Below are 18,134 nucleotides of genomic sequence, written 5' to 3'. Positions count from 1 at the left end.
GCCGTGTTCGTCACTGTCCTTCATGGGACCCCCTTGCGGCGGTCGACGGGGGTTGCTGGGTTGGTTCGGAGTCATGGTGTGTCAGGTTGGCGGGTATGCCGGGGGTGGGTAGACGCCGCGCAGGGCCCACGGCAGCCAATTGAAGAAATACTCGACTTCGTCGCTGGCGTCGTAGTCCGGATTGGGGTCCATGTTTTATTCTCCTAACGTGTATTTCGCGGTCCGTTGGTTTCATGTCGGCCTGCCATAGATGGCCACGACCACGGTTCGGTCGAGACTGTTGGCCGACCACACCCCCATCTCGGTGTACGCACAGTTCGACATGACGCCGAACGAGGTTGGGTCGTGGTACCAGCGGTTGATGATCTCGACGCCGTTGATGGCCAGTGCTGGATTGATGGCAACCGTCTGAGCCACCTCGCCGTTGTAGCCGGCGGCCTGTGCTCTTGATTGCGGGGTCGAGTAATCCGAGCCCAGGTCACCGCTGAGCGTGCGGTTGCTCAGAACGTCATGGGTGTGCCATTGGGCGGCCAGTTGCAGCTGTGGATTGATCGTTATGTCGTTGGTACAGCCGGACTGATGCTGCACGGTGTAGACATTGGCGATCACCGAGTCGTTGAGCCGCTTATTGTTCGGCACCAAGGTGTTGTTGTCGTTGTCGGCAGCCGCGGCCGGGGCCAGACCGAACACTGCGGAGACGAAGAGAGTCAGGGATGACAGTAGGTGTCGGTGCGACATGTGTTGTGGGTTCTCCTTTCCGCGGGAGTGTGGGTGCAGTTGGTGGCGCAGAGCGTGTGGGGCGGATGCGGCTAAATGGGGTCGAACGCCGAAACCAGCCAGCGGTCGTCGATCCTGTCCAGGGATACCTGCACGGTGGACGCGCTGTTGGTGGGTGCGTCTGCACCGACGGTGACAGTTTGGTTGACGAAGAGCAGGACCACGGCGTGATCGCTGGAAGCCGATACAGGTGCGGCGGCCGGGACTGTGGCGGTGGCGGTGATCTTCTTTTGTTGCGCTCCCGGGATGACGACATCTCGGGTCAAAGAGGTGTAAGAGTCCAGGAATTGGCCTGTGAGCCGACTCCGGGCGTCCTCGAGCTCCTTGTCGACGGTGTCGGGTTTGTAGCTCAGCAGCGCGACCGTGGCATCCGTCGCGGCTTGCACTGATTCCGTTGTTGCCATGTCGGTTTGCTGGTTCTGGCTCCTCTGCCACGTGAGGTATCCAGCCCCGGCTGACATGCACAAGATCAGTACGGGCAGGGCAACGCGGCTAGCCAGTGTGCGCCACCGCGGTCGATGCGCCGCTCGCTCTGCGGCCTCTTTGGTCTGCTCGGTCTTCGCGGATTCGGTGGCATCTGCGCTCGGGTCTGCTGCGTCCGTGTCGGTAGGCGCGACATCGGCGGGGGAGTCGCCGGTGGCAAGGGCGCATTTGTCGTCATCGGCGAGGGCGCTGCTGGTGCGAGTTGACCGGCTGGTCATCGGACGAAGTCTCATGGCACGAACTCCACGCGAGAAACCTTTATCTGGTTGTCGATTTGTTGGACGGCGATGCGCATGCGCCACGCCCGCGGAACCGGTTCCTCACCGGTGGTGTTGGTCGTTTTTACCGAGACCGCCACCAACGCTTGAGCTTCGGTCGCCGACTGCGATTCCAACGCTGCTTGGGTCACTGTGCCTACAGATACCGACTGCGCCTGTTTGACCACGTCGACGAAAGGCTGCGCACGTTGGGCGAAGTCGTCGTAGAACTCTCCGGCGGCACCGTCCATGATGCGTTGTACATCGGTCTCGGCATGCTGCCAGTCGATCGTGGTCAAGTTGACTGCGCCTTGTCGTGCGGCCTGCAGGAACAATGCGCCCTGGTGCTGGGTCTGCTGATAACGGTAGGTCTGGTAACCCAGCCAGCCGATCAGGACGCTGAGCAACGCGACTGCAACCAACCCGAAAGCCACGGGATGCCAGAGCCGGTGCCAGCGGGCAGCCGAGTTCAATTCGATTGGTGTACTGGCGGTCTCATAGTCGACGATTTCGTCTGGGCGTTCGGCGCCGGGAGCATCATCGTCGTCGGAAGGTGCGCTCAGCGTCCGGGTGGAAGCAGCATCGTTTCCCATGTCTTCTCCTTCGGCGCGGTTTGGGCGAGGTCGGCCTGGGTGTAGTGGCGGCCATCGGGCCCGACGTAGGCACCGGTGGCTTGGTCGTAGTAGGCGATGGCGATCGGTGGTGGTGGTGCTCCTTGGTCGGTAGTCGGACGCAATTGCGGTACTGCCTGTCCTGTGCCAGTCGCGTTTGGATCGCCTTTCCAGTTGAAACCATCATTGAGCGGTACGTACTCTTGGCGGCTTTCGCATTCTTTGACTGTGGCGGCGCGTTTTCCCGGAACTGTCGCGCAGGGCGTATTGCGCGCACCGCGCACGTTGAATGGAGAGTCCTGCGGCACACGGCAATACAGATCGCCGGCGGGGCGATCGGGGAAGTCCTGCTCTGCCGCGGTTCGCATCTGCTGAGTCGGCAGGTAACCGGTTGTGCATGGTGGCGGCAGATTCAGATTGAGGTTGAAGCTGAGGTAGGCGCCCTTGTAATCCTGCTTGGTGTTGACATTGGCGGCGAACGCGCCTTGGTTGATCGCCATCAACTGCGGCAAGAGCACCAGAATCTGCTCGATGTTGTCGTGGTAGGCCAGACCAATCTGGCCCACACTCACCAGGTTTGCCATGAGCACAGGCAATGTGGGTTGCAGGCGTTGCACAAGTGCCCTGGTCTCCCCCAGGGCCGGTCCGCCTTCTGTGATCACGCCGCGGAGGTCGCCGTCGTGGTCGGCGAGGTCGCGGGTGACGGTGGCCACGTGGTCTGCCCAGTTTTCGATGGCTGCCGATGACTCAGTTTGGGAGTCCAGCACGGGTTTGACGTTGTCGATCAGCGCGAGCATCGGATCGAGATTGTCTCGGGCATCCCTCGACAGATCCAGCGTGCCGTCGACGATCTTGGTCAGCTCTGGTCCGAGTCTGCCTACCGCGGTGAATGATTCATCCACGACGGTACGCAGGTTGTCTCGCGGCACTGCTTTCAGGCCCGTGACGACGGCGTCCAGGACGTTGTTGATGTCGCGGGGAACGGTGGTGTCGTCGGCAGCGATGACGTCGCCATCTTTCAGCGGTGGCGCGGCGCCGTCGCGAGGCAACAGTTCCACATACTGTTCACCGATCGCCGACTGGCTGTGCACCTCGGCTTTTAGGTCGCTGGGCACCGGCGTGTCTGAGCGCAATGACAGTTCGGCGACGACACCCGAATCGTCGAGGCGCACCGCAGTCACGCGCCCGATTTCTGTACCGCGATAGGTGACGTTGCTGGTTTCATAGAGCCCGCCGGTGGTCGGAAGCTGCATCGTCACGGTGTAGTGACCGATACCGAAAAGCTTGGCCGGCAGTTTCATATAGTTCACGCTCATCGCGGCCAGCGCGATCATGGCTAGCACAGAGAAGATGGCCAACTGAATGCGTGCTTGTCGGTTCAAGTGCATGTCAGCGTCCCTGGTCTGTGTGGTATGGCGCGGTCAACGGGTTGCTTACGCCACCCGGGCCTGCGGCCATGCAGGGGCTGGGGAACTGTCCGATGGTGCGGCCCCACTGCATTTCCAGCCACGTCAGATCGCATTCCCAGCGCGTGCCGGTGAACAGGCCGGCATCGATGCGGCTCAACGTCAGATCGATGACGGCGGTGAGGTTTGTGTAATCGCCGCGCTGATAGTTTTCGATGTTTGCGTTGGGGAACGGGTAGGTCGGGATCAGGCCGAGCGACTTCGTCAGGCTGGGTCCGGCGTCGGCGAGCGCGGTAAGCACCGGTCCGACCTGATGCAATTCCCTGATCAGGTTCTCTTTGCTTTGGTTGATCGTATCGGTGGTCAGGGCGCTGAACTTGCCGAGCTGGTCGGCGGCTTCGACCAGGTTGCCGCGCTTACTGTTGAGAACCTGCAGGGCGTTGGGGATGGTGTTCACCGCCCGGTCGAGCACTGGTTGTTGTGCGGCGAACTTTCCGACCAAGTCGTTGAGGTTCTCTGTCGCGGTGATGATGTCCGAGCTCTGATCGTTGAGTGTGGCGACGAATGTCTCTGACTGATCGATCAGGCTGCGGGCGTCATCCTCGCGCCCACGGAAACCGGTGCTGAGCGCCTCAGTGATGTCGCCGAGCTGGCCGACGCCGCCACCGTTGAGCACCAGCGACAGTGAGGCGAGCGTCTGTTCCGGTGTTGGAAACGCACCGGCACGAGACAGCGGGATCAGCGAGCCTTCGCGCAGCCGTCCCCGGGCCGGCTCGTCATCGGGTGGCGCCAATTCGATGTGCTGGGATCCGAATATGGTCGTGGTACCGATCTTGACAGTCGCATTTTCGGGCAGGTTGACATCACGGTTGAGACTCATCGACACCAACGCGTGCTGGCCCTGCAATTCGATCTTGGAGACATGACCGACCGTGACGTCGGCGACGCGGACGCGCGAGTTGGGCTGGATGTTGTTTACGTCGGGCATCTGGGCGGCAATTGTGTAGGCGCCGTCGTCTCGCCCCTCGGTGCCGGGTAGGGGTAGCGAGTTGACCCCGCGCCAGCTGCACCCGGCCTGTGACGCACCCACGATAAGCGCTGCGATGATCGCTGTGGTGCGGCGGGCCCATCGAGGTGTCATGAGCCACCTCCGGGCGGAGTCATCATGCCGGACAGCCCGGCTGCGGGATCGGTGGACACGACTGGCGGCGCGGCTTCCGCGGGCAGCGGTGCATCGGCTGCGGGCGGCGGGGTGTCGCTGGGTGCTGGTTCGGGCGCCGGCGGGACGAAGTCGGGTCTCATCCAATCCTCGCTGTAGGTCACTTCGTTGGGGCGGGCTTGGGTCCCGACGAGCAGGTTCTCCCCGAGCGGCGGGAAGTTGTATTGCCGGTTTTTCACGATGGGCGCCAGATACTGCACGCACAGCTTGGACGCCTGCTCGGCGCCCAGCCGTGAGGCCGCTTGGATGGCCCCACACAGAAACGAGATCGGGTTGGCGAAATTGTTGACTGACAAAGCGCCGGTCAACGATCCGTTGGCGGGCTCATAGATGTTGTTGAAGTTGACCACAGCGGTGGGAAGGATGTGCAAAACCTGCTCAAGGTCGTCACGGCTGGCGGCGACCGCGGTGGAGATCGACGAAAGCTTGTCCGCCGCAATGCCTATTGGTTCACGGTTTTCTGACACGAAGCTCTCGACATCGGCGACGACGGCGTTGAGGTCTTGCACGGCCTGACCCACTTCGTGGGGATCGTCAGCCAGCAACCCCGACACTTCCGAGAGATTGACGTTGAGTTGCCCGAGCAGGTCGCCGCTGTCTTTGAGAGCACTCACCAAAGTCGACAGGTTTCGGATGCTTCCGAAGATGTCTTTGCTGTGGTCGCCGAGAGCTGACACCGTCTGCGACAGTTTGATGACAGTGTCACGGATGTCAGATCCCTGTCCCCGCAAGTTGTCGGCGGCGGTGTTGATCAGAGCTCCAAGTGTGCTGACTTGTCCCGGTGTTTCAGGTTGGAGCATGTCGGTCAGCCGCTCCAGCTGTGCGCGCACGTCATCCCACTCGACCGGGACTGCGGTGCGGTCCTGTGGGATCGTGGCCCCGGCCCCGAGCGTGGGTCCGTCCACATAGGCTGGAGTCAGCTGGATGGCACGCCCGGTCACCAGCTGCGGTGACAGGATCACGGCGTTGACGTTCTCAGGAACCTTGTAGTCACTGCCGAACCAGAAGGTGATCTTGGTGCGTTGCGCCTCAGGTTCGATCTTGTCGACCTTGCCGACGTTGACTCCCCGGATTCGGACGTCGTCGCCTTCGAAAAGGCCTGTGCTGTTGTCGAAGTAACCGACCACGATGGTCCGGCCAATGCGTTCGGTGACAGCCACGGCAAGAAATCCTGCAGCCACCAACGCTGCGATGAGGGCGATGGCCAGCACAACTCGTGGTCGGCGGATCCACGTTGTCATCGTTGGCCTCCTGGCGTGGGTGGTTCACCGGGTGCGGGCACCAAAACCGGTGAGGGCGTGGGTTCGCTGACGGAAGGAGTTGCAGGATCGATCGCCGGTGGGCCCGGCGGTGGTCCGCCCGGCGGCGGTGCCGGCTCTGGTTCGCGATAGGGGTAGCAGCCCGTGGGGCCGGGCAGCGGCACCCCTGGCGGTCCGCATCCTGGATCGCCAGGATTTCCGGTGATGGCGTCGGGCAGATTGAGCCGCGGTTGGCCGCCCTGGCCGGTGCGAGGATAAGGCACCGGCAGCGCCGGCGTGCCGGGCTGGCCCACTTGAGGATCGTGGCGTTCAGAAGGCAGGAGGACATTGGGATCCAGCCCCAGGTCGGAAAACGCCGCATCGACGAAGGGCTGCACGAACTGTCCCGGAAGCAAGTTCACGACGTAGGCCTTGAAGAACGGACCGGAAGCCACAGTTTCACCCAACGACATCGCGTAGGTACCCAAGCCTTTGACGGCTTCTTGGATGCGCTCCTTGCGGCTGTCGACGATGGTCAGTACGCCGTTGAGCTTGTCCAGTGAGGGTTTGAGCTGAGCGCGGTTTTCGGCGATGAATGCCTTCAATTGTTGTGCGACCGCCGATATGTTGGCCGACAACTGGTCCAGAGCGGCGCTTTGAGTGCGCAACTGGGCCAGCACGGCGTTGGTGTCCTTGATCAGACTGACGATCCGGTCGGTGCGCTTGGCCAGGACGTCGGTTGCCTTGGCTGCGTTGGCCAATAGTGTGCGCAGCTGATCGTCTCGGCTGTTGAGGGTCTCGGCGAACCGCGCCACGCCTTGAACCGCTTCGCGCAGGTGTGGCGGAGTGTCGGCGAAGGTCTGGGCCAGGGTCGACAAGGAATCCGACAGTTGGTTGGTATCCAGCCCGCTGATGGTCGTCGCCAACTCCCCGAGCGCGTCAGGAAGCTGATAGGGAGACTTGGTGCGATTCATCGGGATGGGGCCGTCGAGTGCGTCATCGCCATGGGGAATGACATCCAGTTCTTTGGTGCCCAGCAGCCCCTTGGTCGTGATAGCCGCCTCAGACCGATCTCCGATGTGCAGATTTTTGGGCACATCGAAGGTAACCCGGACTCCGGGGCCTTCAAGTTCGATGTCGGTGACCTTGCCGACTGGATAGCCGGATACCTGGACGATCGCGCCGGTGAACAAACCACCGGCATCGGCGAAGTACGCCGAGTAGTTCTTGTTTTGATTGATGAACGGCAGCATCTGGTTGCCCAGTGCCGCAGTCGCGACAAGCACCACGGCCAGTAGACCCACAGCGCCAAGAATCAGCGGGTTTCGCTCAGAGAAAGTCCGTCTCCTGGTCATCGCGGCGCACACCTCCCGGTACTTTGGCCGGCCACCTTGACGAAGACCGGCTGGCCTCCTTTGCCGTTGAGCTTGAGCACCACGTCGCAGAAGTAGAAACTGAAGTAGTCGCCATACATGCCTTGGCGGTTGAGGATCCGGTACTTGTCGGGTAGTTCGTTGAGGATCCGGTCGAAGTACTCGTGGTCAAGCAGCACGTTGCCCGCGACCCGATCGGTTTCGCGAATTACCTTCTGCGCGGGCTGGCGGGTCTGCCCCAGCAGGTCGGCAATGGTCGCGGATGCTGCGTTGGTGTGAGCTACCGCGTTGCTGATATCGGATTTTCGTTCCGCCAAACCGGCAACAAGCTCGGACAAATTGGTGACTGCCTTGTCCAGTTGATCAGTCTGCCCGCCAAGGGAACCCAAGACTACGTTCAAATTGTCGACCACTTGGCCAATCAGCACGTCGCGGTCAGCCAATGTGTTCGTCAGTGCGGCAGCGTGGTTGAGGAATGATCCAATGGTCACACCCTCGCCTTGCAGAGCCTGTAATAGCTGTCCGCTGAGTTCGTTGACCTTTTCTGGATCCAACGCCCGAAACAGCGGGCGGAAGCCGCCGGTGACCGAATCTAGATCCAGCGCCGGTTGGGTCCGGTCCAGCGGGATGGTCGCGCCTGCCGCCAGCACGGCAGTGCTGGCGGCTCCGTCGGTCAAGGTCATGTAGCGGCCACCGATGAGGTCGTCGTAACGGATCTCTGCGCGTGTGCCTTCAGTCAGGACGGCCTCGCGGCCTGCGGTGAAATCGACCTGGACAGTGGCGTCGGGGTTGACAGTGATGTGGCTGATTTTGCCGACCTCCACGCCCGCGACGCGGACCATGTCACCTTCGCGCAGACCCGAGACGTTGCTGAATTGTGCGGAGTAGTCGTGGGCATCACCGCCGAACCGGAACTGTGCAAACACGATGACGGTCGCGGCCAGCGCCAGTATGCAGGCGGTCATGAAAATCGCCAGGCGCCAGACGATGCCTGCGAGGTTCTTGGTCATCGTGGCTGTCCTTTCTCATCGATGGTGGCCGGCCTCACGGCTGACCGTCCTGATGCGGTTGACCGGCCGTTGGTGCCGCTGCCGGAGGTGGCGGCGGTGCGGAATCACTTGTTGCGGCGGGGATTCCTGGCCATAGCGGCACACCGCCGGGACCGTAGAACGGCGCACCATACGGTGGTGCTCCTGGGTAGGGCTGTGGTCCCGGGGCCGGTCCGGGCAGGCACTTGCGGATGCTGGGTGGCTCAGGTACGGCACGCGTGACTGGGAAGTAGTTCGCATAGCACGGACTTCCGATTCCGGGATTAGGCCGGATATCTACCCCTGTGCCCCACCCGGTGTTGGTGATCAGTTGACGCACCGGGAAGTTCTTGGTGACATCGGGCAGAGAACCACATCCGGGCTTTCCGCCTGGGCCGCCCTTGGCACCCACGACCGGAAGGTTGTCCGGATAACGGTAGGGATCATTGCCGGGCAGCAGGGCGACATCGACAACGAAGGTGCGCCCGTCGCCGCCCCAGATGCCCTTGCCATTGTCGATCAACCAGTCAGCGCCTTGCAGCGTGCATTTGTAGGTGGGGCTATACATCTCCAGTAGCGCCGTGGTGGGTTCAAGACCATTGATCGCTCCGATCAGGTTGTCCTTGCTGGAAGCGAGCAAGCTCGTCCCGTCCTGGGACAATCCGATTGCGTTGAGCAACAAACCATCTAAGGCATTGTCGTGCTCGACAACAGTGGCGCTGGTGGTGGAGACGGCATCGAGGACTGCGACGATGTCCTCTGCGGCCGCCCCGTAGGTGGCGCTGAAATCGCCGAGCGCATGGATGTCCTCACGGAAAACTTCGCTGCGCGCATTCAGGGCCGTCAAGACCTCGTTGAGATCGGTTGTGGCCTCGCCGATGCGCTCACCGCGGCCGCGCACCGCGTCAGCGACCGCGGTCAGCACCGAGTTGAGCTTGACCGGATCGATCATGTCCAACAGATCCACCACGTTCTCAAAGACCGTGTTGACCTCGGCGGTGACATTGGTCGACTGCAGTTGGGCCCCCGAGGCCAACCGCTTCGGGCTGGGATTGTCTGGCAGACTCAACTGCACAAACTTTGCGCCGAACACCGTGGTGACGGCGATCTTGGCCTCGACGTTGGCGGGGATGAAACGGATCTGATCGCGATCGATGTCCAGTTTCATTTGTGCGCCGTCCTGGGCGCCGCTACTGATGCTGCGCACCTTGCCCACGTCGACACCGCGCAGCTTCACTTTGGCCCCGGTCTCCAGGACCAGTCCCGACCGGTCGGCGTTGAGAGTGACTGGGACGACCGACTGGAACGTCCCGAGGAACGAGGTCACTGCGGCAAACACCAACGCGGCCACCACGCTGATCAGGATCAGCGGCCACCACCGTTTGGAGAACAGCCGCTTCTCGTGTGGGTTTGTCACTGCATCACCCCGCCAGATGGAAGTTGCCGGACTGGCCGTAAACCGCGAGAGTGACGGCCATGAGCACAATGGCCCCCACCACCATCGATGCCCGGACTGCTCGGCCGACTGCTTCGCCCACTCCTGCCGGACCACCGCCGGCGGTATAGCCGTAGTAGGTACAGATCAGCATGACCACCACGATCATGACGATCGTCTGAGCGAATGAAACAACCAGATCCCGGGTGTTGAGGAAGGTGTTGAAGTAATGGTCATACACACCGCCTGCTTGGCCGTAGACCACCGTGGTGCCAAAGCGCGCGGCCAAGAACCCGGTCATCAAGGCGGTGGCGTACAGCGGTATCACGACAATGGTGCCCGCCAAAACCCGGGTAGCGGCAAGGTAAGTCACGCTGCGGATGCCGATTACTTCCAGCGCGTCGACCTCTTCGTTGATCTTCATCGCGCCGATCTGGGCGGTCGCCCCGGCGCCGATGGTCGCGGTCAAAGTGACTTGGGCAGTGCCAGGGATGATCAGTCGCGGGATGAAAAATGCTGACGCGAAGCCGGTGAAAGCCTCGACACCAACGGACTGAAACTGGGTGTAGCCCTGGGCGGCCACGATGGCACCCGTGGTCATCGTCATGAAGCCGACGATCACGATCGTTCCACCGATAGAGGCCAACGCCCCTGAGCCCAAGCCCATTTGAGCAATCAGACGCAAGACCTCAGGACGATAGTTCATGGCCGCGTCGGGAATGCGGGCCAACGTCAGGAAGTAGAACTCGGTCTGTTCAGCGATCCGGTCCCACCCGGCCACTATCCGGTCACGGGTTCGTGCCAGGCGTGGAAATCGCGTGGCCGGTGCTGAGCGTGTCAGCGATTGAGGCATTGTCTGATCCATTTCATTGCAGCGTGAACTGGACACCGATGGCGGTGACGATGATGTTGATGGTGAACAGCACCATGAAGGAGAAAACGACCGTTTCATTGACGGCGTTGCCGACACCGGCCGGCCCGCCTCCTACAGAAATTCCCTTGTAGCAGGCGATGAGTCCCGCGCCCAACCCGAACAGGAACGATTTGATGATCGAAACAATGACGTCGCCCAGTCCGGTCACCACCGTCATACCGGCGACGAACACGCCCGCGGACACATTGAGGGCAAACACACAGAAGAAGAACGACGCCAACATGCCCACCAGCACCACCAATCCCATAAGCGCCACCGAGACGGTGGTGGCCGCCAGGACCCGTGGGATGACCATCGCTTGAATGGGATCGATTCCCATCACTCGCTGGGCATCGAGCTCTTCTCGGATGGTGCGAGCACCCAGATCTGCGCACATCGCGGTGGCGCTGGCGCCGGCGGTCACCAACACAGTGACGATCGGTCCGATCTGATTGACGTTGAAAAATGCCGCACCGGCACCGGAGAAGTCTGCCGCGCCGAACTCGCCGAGCAGGATGTTGAAGATGAAGGTGTTGATAACGGCGTACGGAATGATCATCAGCACAGCCGGCAGCATCGACACCCGCGCCACGAACCACGACTGGGTGAGGTATTCACGCCACGCCAGCGGCGTGGTGAAGATCCCCACGATCACGTCGAGGGTCATGCCGAAAAACCCTCCGATAGCGCGAAGAGGCTTGCCCAGCGGCGCAAGACTGGACGTCATGCTCGACTTCCTGGGTGTCGATCCGCACAGCGGCACACACCGGGCATGCTGTTCTCGGCGGACCGTCTGACAGCGCTTGCTGCCGAGCCGCTTTCGTGGGTACGGCCCCACATTGCCTTTGGCGCAGTGCTCATCTCAATCAAAAACCTCCCCTTGGAATACCCCGGTCATCTCCCCGATGTACGGCGCTGCCGATACCGGTCAGATACTCAGCAATGCCGTTCCGGTGATCGCTCGTTTTCCCCCGACGACATCGGCCCACACGTCGCAGGCCACAAGCCGGCCCTCGTTGGTCTCGGTCACCGAGGTGACGGTGGCGCCCACCGTTACGTCGTCCCCGGCAAAAACATTGCCGCGGAAGGCACATGACAGTTCCTTGATGGCTGCCCGGCTGCCGGTGAGGGCAGTCAGGTAGCTGGCGATGTACGCCATGGTGGCGCCGCCCTGGTTCACGGCGCGGTCACCGAAGCCCAGCCGGGCGACCTCCTTGAGGTCGTAGTGGATGGGATTGGGATCGCGCAGCACCAGCGCGACGATGCGGACGTCTTCGTCGCGCACGTCAGTGACGGTGTGTGGCGGCAGTTCCGTTCCAGCCGTTACCAATTGCAGATCAACAGACATGTCCGCGCCTCCTCTTGAACAGGTAGCGGCTGGTGACGGTACCGACGGATGCGGCGCCTTCGTCCTGGATGTGCACTGTGACATCGACACTGTCCAGCCGCGATCCGTCTCGGGTGGTGGTGGACCCGACTGCGGAGATTGAGGCCGCCGCGTCGTAGGTCCTGCCGACGAGCATCGGCCGGTGTTGGACCACGTCGCACTGACCGAACAGCAGGACGTCGCCGTCCTCCTGCGCGGCGAGCGCGCAGAGTTCATCTACTGAAATGCCCATGCATCGCAGCGAAGTCACGATGAACCAGAACGGGTGGGCCAGGCCCTCGGCGCTGTCACCGGCGCGCAGCGCATCATCGACAATGGCCGATTCGTGCGGTTCGACGACGATCGACCCACCGGGCAACACCTTGCCGGTAAGTCGTTGTGTGAGTTCTTCGACGCTGACGCTCATCAGTAGGTCCTGGGCAATTTGAGTGCGTGCTGGGCGTAATGGTTGAGCACCATTTGGCTGGACACGGGCGCGATCTGTTGAAGGCGCACAATCGACCACAGGTCGGCCAGTCCGTAGTCCTCTGCCAGGCCGTTACCGCCGTGGGTCTGAATAGCGGTGTCGAGTGCCTTCATACCCGCTCTGGAGGCGAGGAACTTTGCGATGTTGGACTCTTCACCGGCCGGCAGAGCCGCATCGAACAATGCCGCGGCCCGCCACACCATGGTCCTTGCCGCCTCTAGTTCAATGGCGGCTTCGGCCAACGGATGTGCCACACCTTGGTGACTTCCGATAGGCACGCCACCCCACACCCGGCGGGTGCGCGCGTACTCGGCGGCCTTGGCCACGGCGTAGCGTCCGATCCCGGTGCAGATGACCGCACTCAGAACACGCTCGGGGTTGAGCCCGTCGAACAACGGTCGCAGTCCCGCTCCCACCTGGCCGACGACCGAATCGGCAGGCAGACGCATCCCGTCGAAGAAGAGCGTGTACTGACGCTCAGGTGCGCGCAATGCGGTGGGAATCAACTGCTTGTCGAATCCGGGTGGGTTGGGATCATCGACGATGAACAAGGTCAGCTCGCCGCGGCCGGACTTCTCATCGACGCCAGTCTTGGCCACCAGTAGGAAGTGATCGGCGTGATCGATGCCGGAGATGTAGTATTTGGTGCCGTTGACCACCCAATCCGATCCGTCTCGCACGGCGGTGGTGGACACGTTGTGCGAGTTGGATCCGGCGTCCGGTTCGGTCAACGCGAAAACGAATTTCTCTGCGCCACTGGCGATCCCTGGCAGGTAACGCTGCTTCTGCTCGTCGGTTCCGTGCAGCGGCAGAATCGATCCGACGATACCCTGGCTGAGCACCATGGCCAGCTCTGGGCATCCGCCGGCAGACATCTCTTCCAGCACGATGGCCAGTTCTGTCAGTCCCGCACCCTGACCGCCGTATTGCTCGGGGATGTTGAGACCGAGAAATCCTAGCTCGCCCAGCGTATCCCACAGCTGCTGCATGGGTTCTCCGGTGCGGGCGCACTCCTGGAAGTAGGAGTGGCCGAACCGGGCTACCACACCAGACACCGCTTCGCGCAGCGCGGTCTCCTCATCAGTGGGTTGCAACGCGATCGTTGCCGATCGGTCGGATACAGGTGTGGTGGTCAAAACATTCTCCTTAACGCGAATGAGCAACAGATAGTGGTGAAGTCGTCAGTTGGGCGAGGCGCCGCCGATGCCATTGCGGTCCCCCGAAGGCCATGGCGCTCCCGCGCGAGCGCTGCGCGAAAGCATCAACGGCGTGAGCCGCGGAGGTGCGGTCGGGGGTGAGCAGCCGCGCTGCACGGAATGACGCTGTCGAGCACAACATCCGCGCGGTGGCGACAGCCACGGAGGCATGCGGATCATCCTCGGCTGTGCACTGCACCGCGTAATTCGCGGACCAGATCGCCTTGTCCACCGTGGTTCCGAGTTGGTCAGCGTCGACGCCGGGCGTGGTTCCCAGCATCACCGCGCAGGTGGCGGCCAGGCTGGCCTGCTCTACCGCCAACATCGCGGATGTTGCTTCGGCTGCGGCCCTGACAGCGTATGCGGCTCGATCCCCTTCTGCCAGGATGGTTCCGTGCGCGCCTTGCACGTCGACGTCGACCAAGGTTCGGGTGCTGTCCAAGCACGGCGCGGCTGTGAGCTCGGACCATTGCGGTTCGAACCCAATGAGCTTGTCGTCACAGAGAATTAACATCGTCTGCGCACCCGCGACACCTGCGACGCCGCGCACCCGCGCCCACACCCGCCCATCGTGGAAGCTGCGGGCCGAGGTGGCCTGGAACGGCTGCTCGTAAGGGGTCAGGAACACCGCGGTGCTTCTCCCTTGCGTCAATGATGCGGCCAAGTCATACGCGGCGACGCGTTCGGCGATGGCGGCCGCGGTGATCGCGCTGGTCAGAAATGGGAGATCGACAACGACGCGGCCGAGTTCTTGGGCCACCACCGACAAGGTGGTCCACCTGCACTGGCTATGGTGACCGCCGCGGACGCTGCCGACACCGGCGCGCATGAGCAGCGCGCTGAGCGCACCCCAAAGCGCTTCGCGCGACTCCCGGTTGCTGGCAACGCTGCCGCCGAGCGACGATTCTGCACCGTGCGGGCCAAGTAGCGATCGCACTGCGGCACGGAGTTCTTGCTGAGCAGCGGTATCGAGGGCATCTTTGCCAATTAACGCCTGCGTCACATCGTGGCCGGTCGGCTGCGGCAGCCAGTGGTGGGGGCCTGGGTTTGCTGTGGCCGCCTCGTCGGGCATCGACATGTGTTGCAGGCTGCCATCGGCCCCGCTGTGAATTGTGTCGCACTTTGAGTCAGTTGGGGGCCATGTCTCTGTCGCGTGATGGGACACCTGCCATCGCGCCTGCGCTTTTAGAGTCTGCGCTACTCGACCTGGAGGATCTGACATGACTTTGAGAACCGGCCCGCGTAAGACGGACCCGGTCCACGTCGTCGGCCTGGCCGCGACAACATTTTTGCCCGAGCACGACGCCATGCTGGACGAGTTGGTCTTCGATGTGGTGTTTCGCGGGCTCAAAGAGGCCGGACTACGCAAGCAAGAGGTGGGTTTGTCGGTGCTTGCGTCATTGGACGTCGTGGACGGTCGGAGCATCTCGGCGGGCCTGACCACTGCTGCCACCGGCGGGTATCTGTCAGATGCCTTCCGCGTCGAAGGTGATTCAGGGGTAGCGATTTGCGCCGCCGCCGAAGCGGTCGCCGCCGGGGATGCCGAGGTTGCCGTTGCCGTAGTGGTCCACAACCCCGAAACCCGCTCCCACGACGCCGATCAGCGAAATCGGTTCGCCGCGCAAGTCTCTAATCTGGCTTTCGAACCGCACTTTGACCGACCGGTGGGCATGACCGCTGATGTGGCGTTGGCCCTACAGGCCGGCCACCAGGTGAACTCCGGCCATGTATCTGTTCACGAGCTGGCGGATCTGGCAGCCACCGAGATCACCCGCGGGGCTAGCCGCGCACGTTCGGTGCGCCGCGAACGGGTGGGAAGCGACGATGTGCTCAGTTCTGCCCCGGTGACGTGGCCGTTGCACGAGTTGATGCTTCCAGCTGCCTCCACTGGTGCGATCGCCGTCGTGCTCGCCTCCCCCGCGCGAGCCGGACGCTGCCTGGGCCGCAATGCACGTATCACCGGTTTCGGTCACGCCACCGGTTCCTACACCTGGTCGGGCAGCTGGCTTGCTGATCCTGCAGCCACCACGCGCCGCGCAGTCCAATCAGCCTTGGCCACCGCAGGATTGAGCGCAGACGACTGCGCACCTGTCGTTGTGGAGGCGACCGCGCTCACCCCGGCTCTACACAGGCCCATCGTGGCCGCTCTGGGCATCGACGAACAGTCGGCTGCCCAGATCAATCCCAGCGGCGGAGTGCGGGCTAATCATCCCGGCCTGGCCAACGGAGCACTTCGGCTCCTAGAGGTCATCGAGCATCTGCAAGACCATCCGAATGGTTCCCTCGGAGTTGCACATTCGGTGGACGCCATCACCGGCCCAGTCTCCGATGACGTCACCGCGTTTGTGGTGGAGGCAGCCTGATGTCCTATCGCGCCGCAGTCGTCGGTGTTGGCCTGACCGACGCGACATCACCACGCAAACAGAACTTTTCAGTACTGGAACTCTGCCAACAGTCGGTATGGACCGCTCTGGAGCACAGTGGTGTGCGACCGGAAAGCCTCGATGCGGTGGTCACCGGCAACATCGACGGTTTCGAGGGGACGGTGTTGGCGGGCAAGAGCCAAACGCGGTTGCTCGGCGTCGGTGAGCACCTACCCCTGACAATCATCAACACCGGGGGCACCACCGGCGGAAACCTGATGCAGGTTGCCGCGCGGATGGTGCGCGCCGGCACGCACCGGCGTGTCCTTGTCCTGGGCGGGCCGACCTTCTTCGGAGCCTCGGACCTGCAGGCAGCGATCAACACCAACTCGCCGATGATCATCGAACAACCCCTGGGCATGGGCGCTTATCACATGGGCGCCTTTGCCGCCAGCGCCTATCAGGCACGGTTTGGGATGTCTGCCGACGACTTGGCAACCGTGGTGGTGGCCGACCACACGAAAGCGCAACGCAATCCGCACGCACACCTGCGCTACCCGGTATCCAAAGAGGACGTGGCCAACGGCCGCCCGCTGTCCTCACCGTTGACCCAGCCGATGGTCTGCCCGGTGTCGACGTCGGCGGTGGCCATGGTGGTGGCCGACGCCGACAGCGACGAGGATTTCGCGGCCACGCCGGCGCTGATCAAAGCCATGGGAATATCCAGCGATCCGTATCTCGGTGGCGGCAAAGGCGACTTTTCCCAGATGCAGAATCTGGCCATCCTCGCCAGAAAGGTCTATGCGCTGGCCGACATCCGCAATCCTCGGAGCGATTTCGACGTTGTGGAAATCTTCGCGCCGTATGCGCATATGCAGCCCTTGGCCTTGGAAGCGCTCGGGTTCGCCGACCCCGGCGACGCCATCGAATTGATCCGGTCGGGAGCGACCGACCTGGGCGGAGACCTACCGGTCAACATGTCCGGCGGCCCCAAGTGCACCAACGCCGGCGTCGCAGGCGAATTGGCTCCCTACGCCTACGCCGCACTGCAGGTGATGGGCGACGCACCCGAACCGATCCAGGTCCACGGCGCCCGCCGGTCCCTGGCCCACGGCACCGGCGGAACCTTCTTCCAATTCGAGAACCTGGCCGTGTTCGAAACCTACCGAAGGAGCACCACCTCATGACCGCACGCACTCAGGCCGTCCATTGGGACCTGCACTACGACATTCATCTCGGGGCGACCTGGAGCAGGTTTATGGAAGGCCTGCAGAACCAGACGATCCTCGGCAACGCGTGCCCGGACTGTGCGCGGGTGTTCGTCCCGCCCCAGGCCTACTGCGAATCGTGCTTCGTGCCTACCGACGGCTGGGTCGAATTGCCTGACGAGGGCACCCTGGAGGTCTTCACCGTCGCCTGGCACGGCTTCCGAGGTAGCCCCGAACCTCCCTATGCCGTCGGCGCTATCCGCCTCGACGGCGCCAGCACGCTGTTGATGCACTGGGTGGTCGGCGTGCAGTTCGATTCGAGCAAAGATGTGCGCGAGGCGCTGCCGTTCGGCACGCGTGTGCAAGCCAAATGGTCATCCGAGCGGACCGGCCAGATCCTCGACATCGCCCATTTCGTTCCCATCTCCGGAGAAAGCAATGGTCAAGCCTCTTGACAGGGTGTCAGTAGTCGGCGCATAATCGCGATGTGCTTCACGTCACAGACTCACAGACGAGTGTTCCGCGTCCCATCCGCGAGCGCGTCGAGCAGCTCATCCGCGATCGCCAGCGAGCGCTGGGAGAGGACCGGCGAATCTCGCCGAGCGTGCTGCAGTCGTGGCTGCGAAGCGTGCGATACGGATTGAGTCCGGCACAGGTCGGACCCTGCGGAGAGTCGACCCCCGAGCAGGACATGCGACTGCTCGACGCTGCGGTCACTGTCATGCGCACCCGCATCGACGGGCTGACGGCCGCGGAATCGTGTTTGTTCCTGAC

General features: G+C 62.7%; 19 protein-coding genes and 1 pseudogene. 4 read left to right on the top strand and 16 right to left on the bottom strand.

Annotated features, from left to right (window positions below; all coding sequences use genetic code 11):
* Positions 1–81 precede the first annotated feature (81 nt).
* The 16 genes from A5699_RS28880 to A5699_RS01100 all read right to left on the bottom strand — a co-directional run bounded on the left by A5699_RS28880 (position 82) and on the right by A5699_RS01100 (position 14,867).
* Positions 82–192 carry a hypothetical protein gene (locus A5699_RS28880; RefSeq protein WP_003881551.1) on the bottom strand — a complete coding sequence of 37 codons (111 nt, stop codon included), beginning with the start codon at positions 190–192 and terminating at the stop codon, positions 82–84.
* A gap of 39 nt (positions 193–231) precedes the next feature.
* The gene (locus tag A5699_RS01170) at positions 232–738 is read right to left on the bottom strand and encodes a CAP domain-containing protein (RefSeq protein WP_003881552.1); all 507 of its coding nucleotides are present in this window, start codon (positions 736–738) and stop codon (positions 232–234) included.
* Positions 739–809: 71 nt separating this feature from the next.
* Entirely contained in the window at positions 810–1,181 is a 372-nt protein-coding gene (locus tag A5699_RS29745) for a hypothetical protein (RefSeq protein ID WP_231965521.1), read from the bottom strand.
* A gap of 308 nt (positions 1,182–1,489) precedes the next feature.
* Positions 1,490–2,110 carry a hypothetical protein gene (locus A5699_RS01160; RefSeq protein WP_003881554.1) on the bottom strand — a complete coding sequence of 207 codons (621 nt, stop codon included), beginning with the start codon at positions 2,108–2,110 and terminating at the stop codon, positions 1,490–1,492.
* Positions 2,077–3,516: an MCE family protein gene (locus A5699_RS01155; protein ID WP_003881555.1), complete on the bottom strand. Its 1,440-nt coding sequence runs from the start codon at positions 3,514–3,516 to the stop codon at positions 2,077–2,079. Before A5699_RS01155 ends, A5699_RS01160 begins: the two co-directional genes overlap by 34 nt.
* Position 3,517: 1 nt before the next feature.
* On the bottom strand, positions 3,518–4,675 hold the full coding sequence (locus tag A5699_RS01150) for a virulence factor Mce family protein (RefSeq protein WP_003881556.1): 1,158 nt from the start codon (positions 4,673–4,675) through the stop codon (positions 3,518–3,520).
* Positions 4,672–5,994 (bottom strand): MCE family protein, encoded by a 1,323-nt coding sequence (locus A5699_RS01145; RefSeq protein ID WP_003881557.1) that lies wholly within the window; start codon positions 5,992–5,994, stop codon positions 4,672–4,674. Before A5699_RS01145 ends, A5699_RS01150 begins: the two co-directional genes overlap by 4 nt.
* Positions 5,991–7,346, bottom strand: coding sequence for an MCE family protein (locus A5699_RS01140; protein ID WP_038565881.1), 1,356 nt, complete (start codon positions 7,344–7,346; stop codon positions 5,991–5,993). The genes A5699_RS01145 and A5699_RS01140 overlap by 4 nt, the downstream gene beginning before the upstream one ends.
* Complete coding sequence (locus tag A5699_RS01135; protein ID WP_064913185.1) at positions 7,343–8,374, bottom strand: MCE family protein; 1,032 nt, start codon at positions 8,372–8,374, stop codon at positions 7,343–7,345. Before A5699_RS01135 ends, A5699_RS01140 begins: the two co-directional genes overlap by 4 nt.
* A gap of 34 nt (positions 8,375–8,408) precedes the next feature.
* Entirely contained in the window at positions 8,409–9,809 is a 1,401-nt protein-coding gene (locus tag A5699_RS01130; RefSeq protein WP_003881561.1) for an MCE family protein, read from the bottom strand.
* Positions 9,810–9,813: 4 nt separating this feature from the next.
* Complete coding sequence (locus A5699_RS01125; protein WP_231965520.1) at positions 9,814–10,692, bottom strand: ABC transporter permease; 879 nt, start codon at positions 10,690–10,692, stop codon at positions 9,814–9,816.
* Between the two features lies 1 nt (position 10,693).
* On the bottom strand, positions 10,694–11,467 hold the full coding sequence (locus A5699_RS01120) for an ABC transporter permease (RefSeq protein ID WP_038562871.1): 774 nt from the start codon (positions 11,465–11,467) through the stop codon (positions 10,694–10,696).
* Positions 11,468–11,668: 201 nt separating this feature from the next.
* Complete coding sequence (locus A5699_RS01115; protein WP_003881564.1) at positions 11,669–12,088, bottom strand: MaoC family dehydratase; 420 nt, start codon at positions 12,086–12,088, stop codon at positions 11,669–11,671.
* Entirely contained in the window at positions 12,078–12,533 is a 456-nt protein-coding gene (locus tag A5699_RS01110; RefSeq protein WP_003881565.1) for a hypothetical protein, read from the bottom strand. The genes A5699_RS01115 and A5699_RS01110 overlap by 11 nt, the downstream gene beginning before the upstream one ends.
* Positions 12,533–13,693 (bottom strand): acyl-CoA dehydrogenase family protein, encoded by a 1,161-nt coding sequence (locus A5699_RS01105; RefSeq protein ID WP_038565877.1) that lies wholly within the window; start codon positions 13,691–13,693, stop codon positions 12,533–12,535. Before A5699_RS01105 ends, A5699_RS01110 begins: the two co-directional genes overlap by 1 nt.
* Positions 13,694–13,739: 46 nt before the next feature.
* Positions 13,740–14,867, bottom strand: coding sequence for a hypothetical protein (locus A5699_RS01100; protein WP_067764168.1), 1,128 nt, complete (start codon positions 14,865–14,867; stop codon positions 13,740–13,742).
* Positions 14,868–15,009: 142 nt separating this feature from the next.
* On the opposite strand from A5699_RS01100, the gene A5699_RS01095 reads away from it, so the two are divergent.
* From A5699_RS01095 to A5699_RS29740, 4 genes and pseudogenes are all read left to right on the top strand, one after another.
* On the top strand, positions 15,010–16,152 hold the full coding sequence (locus A5699_RS01095; protein ID WP_067764165.1) for a hypothetical protein: 1,143 nt from the start codon (positions 15,010–15,012) through the stop codon (positions 16,150–16,152).
* A complete protein-coding gene (locus tag A5699_RS01090; RefSeq protein ID WP_003881569.1) occupies positions 16,152–17,339 on the top strand; it encodes a hypothetical protein in 1,188 nt (395 codons plus the stop codon). The genes A5699_RS01095 and A5699_RS01090 overlap by 1 nt, the downstream gene beginning before the upstream one ends.
* Positions 17,336–17,815, top strand: a complete 480-nt coding sequence (locus A5699_RS01085) for a Zn-ribbon domain-containing OB-fold protein (protein ID WP_003881570.1) — start codon at positions 17,336–17,338, stop codon at positions 17,813–17,815. Before A5699_RS01090 ends, A5699_RS01085 begins: the two co-directional genes overlap by 4 nt.
* Before the next feature lie 32 nt (positions 17,816–17,847).
* Positions 17,848–18,134, top strand: a pseudogene (locus tag A5699_RS29740) (Fis family transcriptional regulator); the annotation flags it as partial.

Source organism: Mycobacterium sp. E802 (assembly GCF_001666875.1).
Lineage (GTDB): Bacteria > Actinomycetota > Actinomycetes > Mycobacteriales > Mycobacteriaceae > Mycobacterium.
The sequence above is the reverse complement of the archived record's forward strand: the minus strand, read 5'-3'. Positions and strand labels throughout refer to the sequence as shown.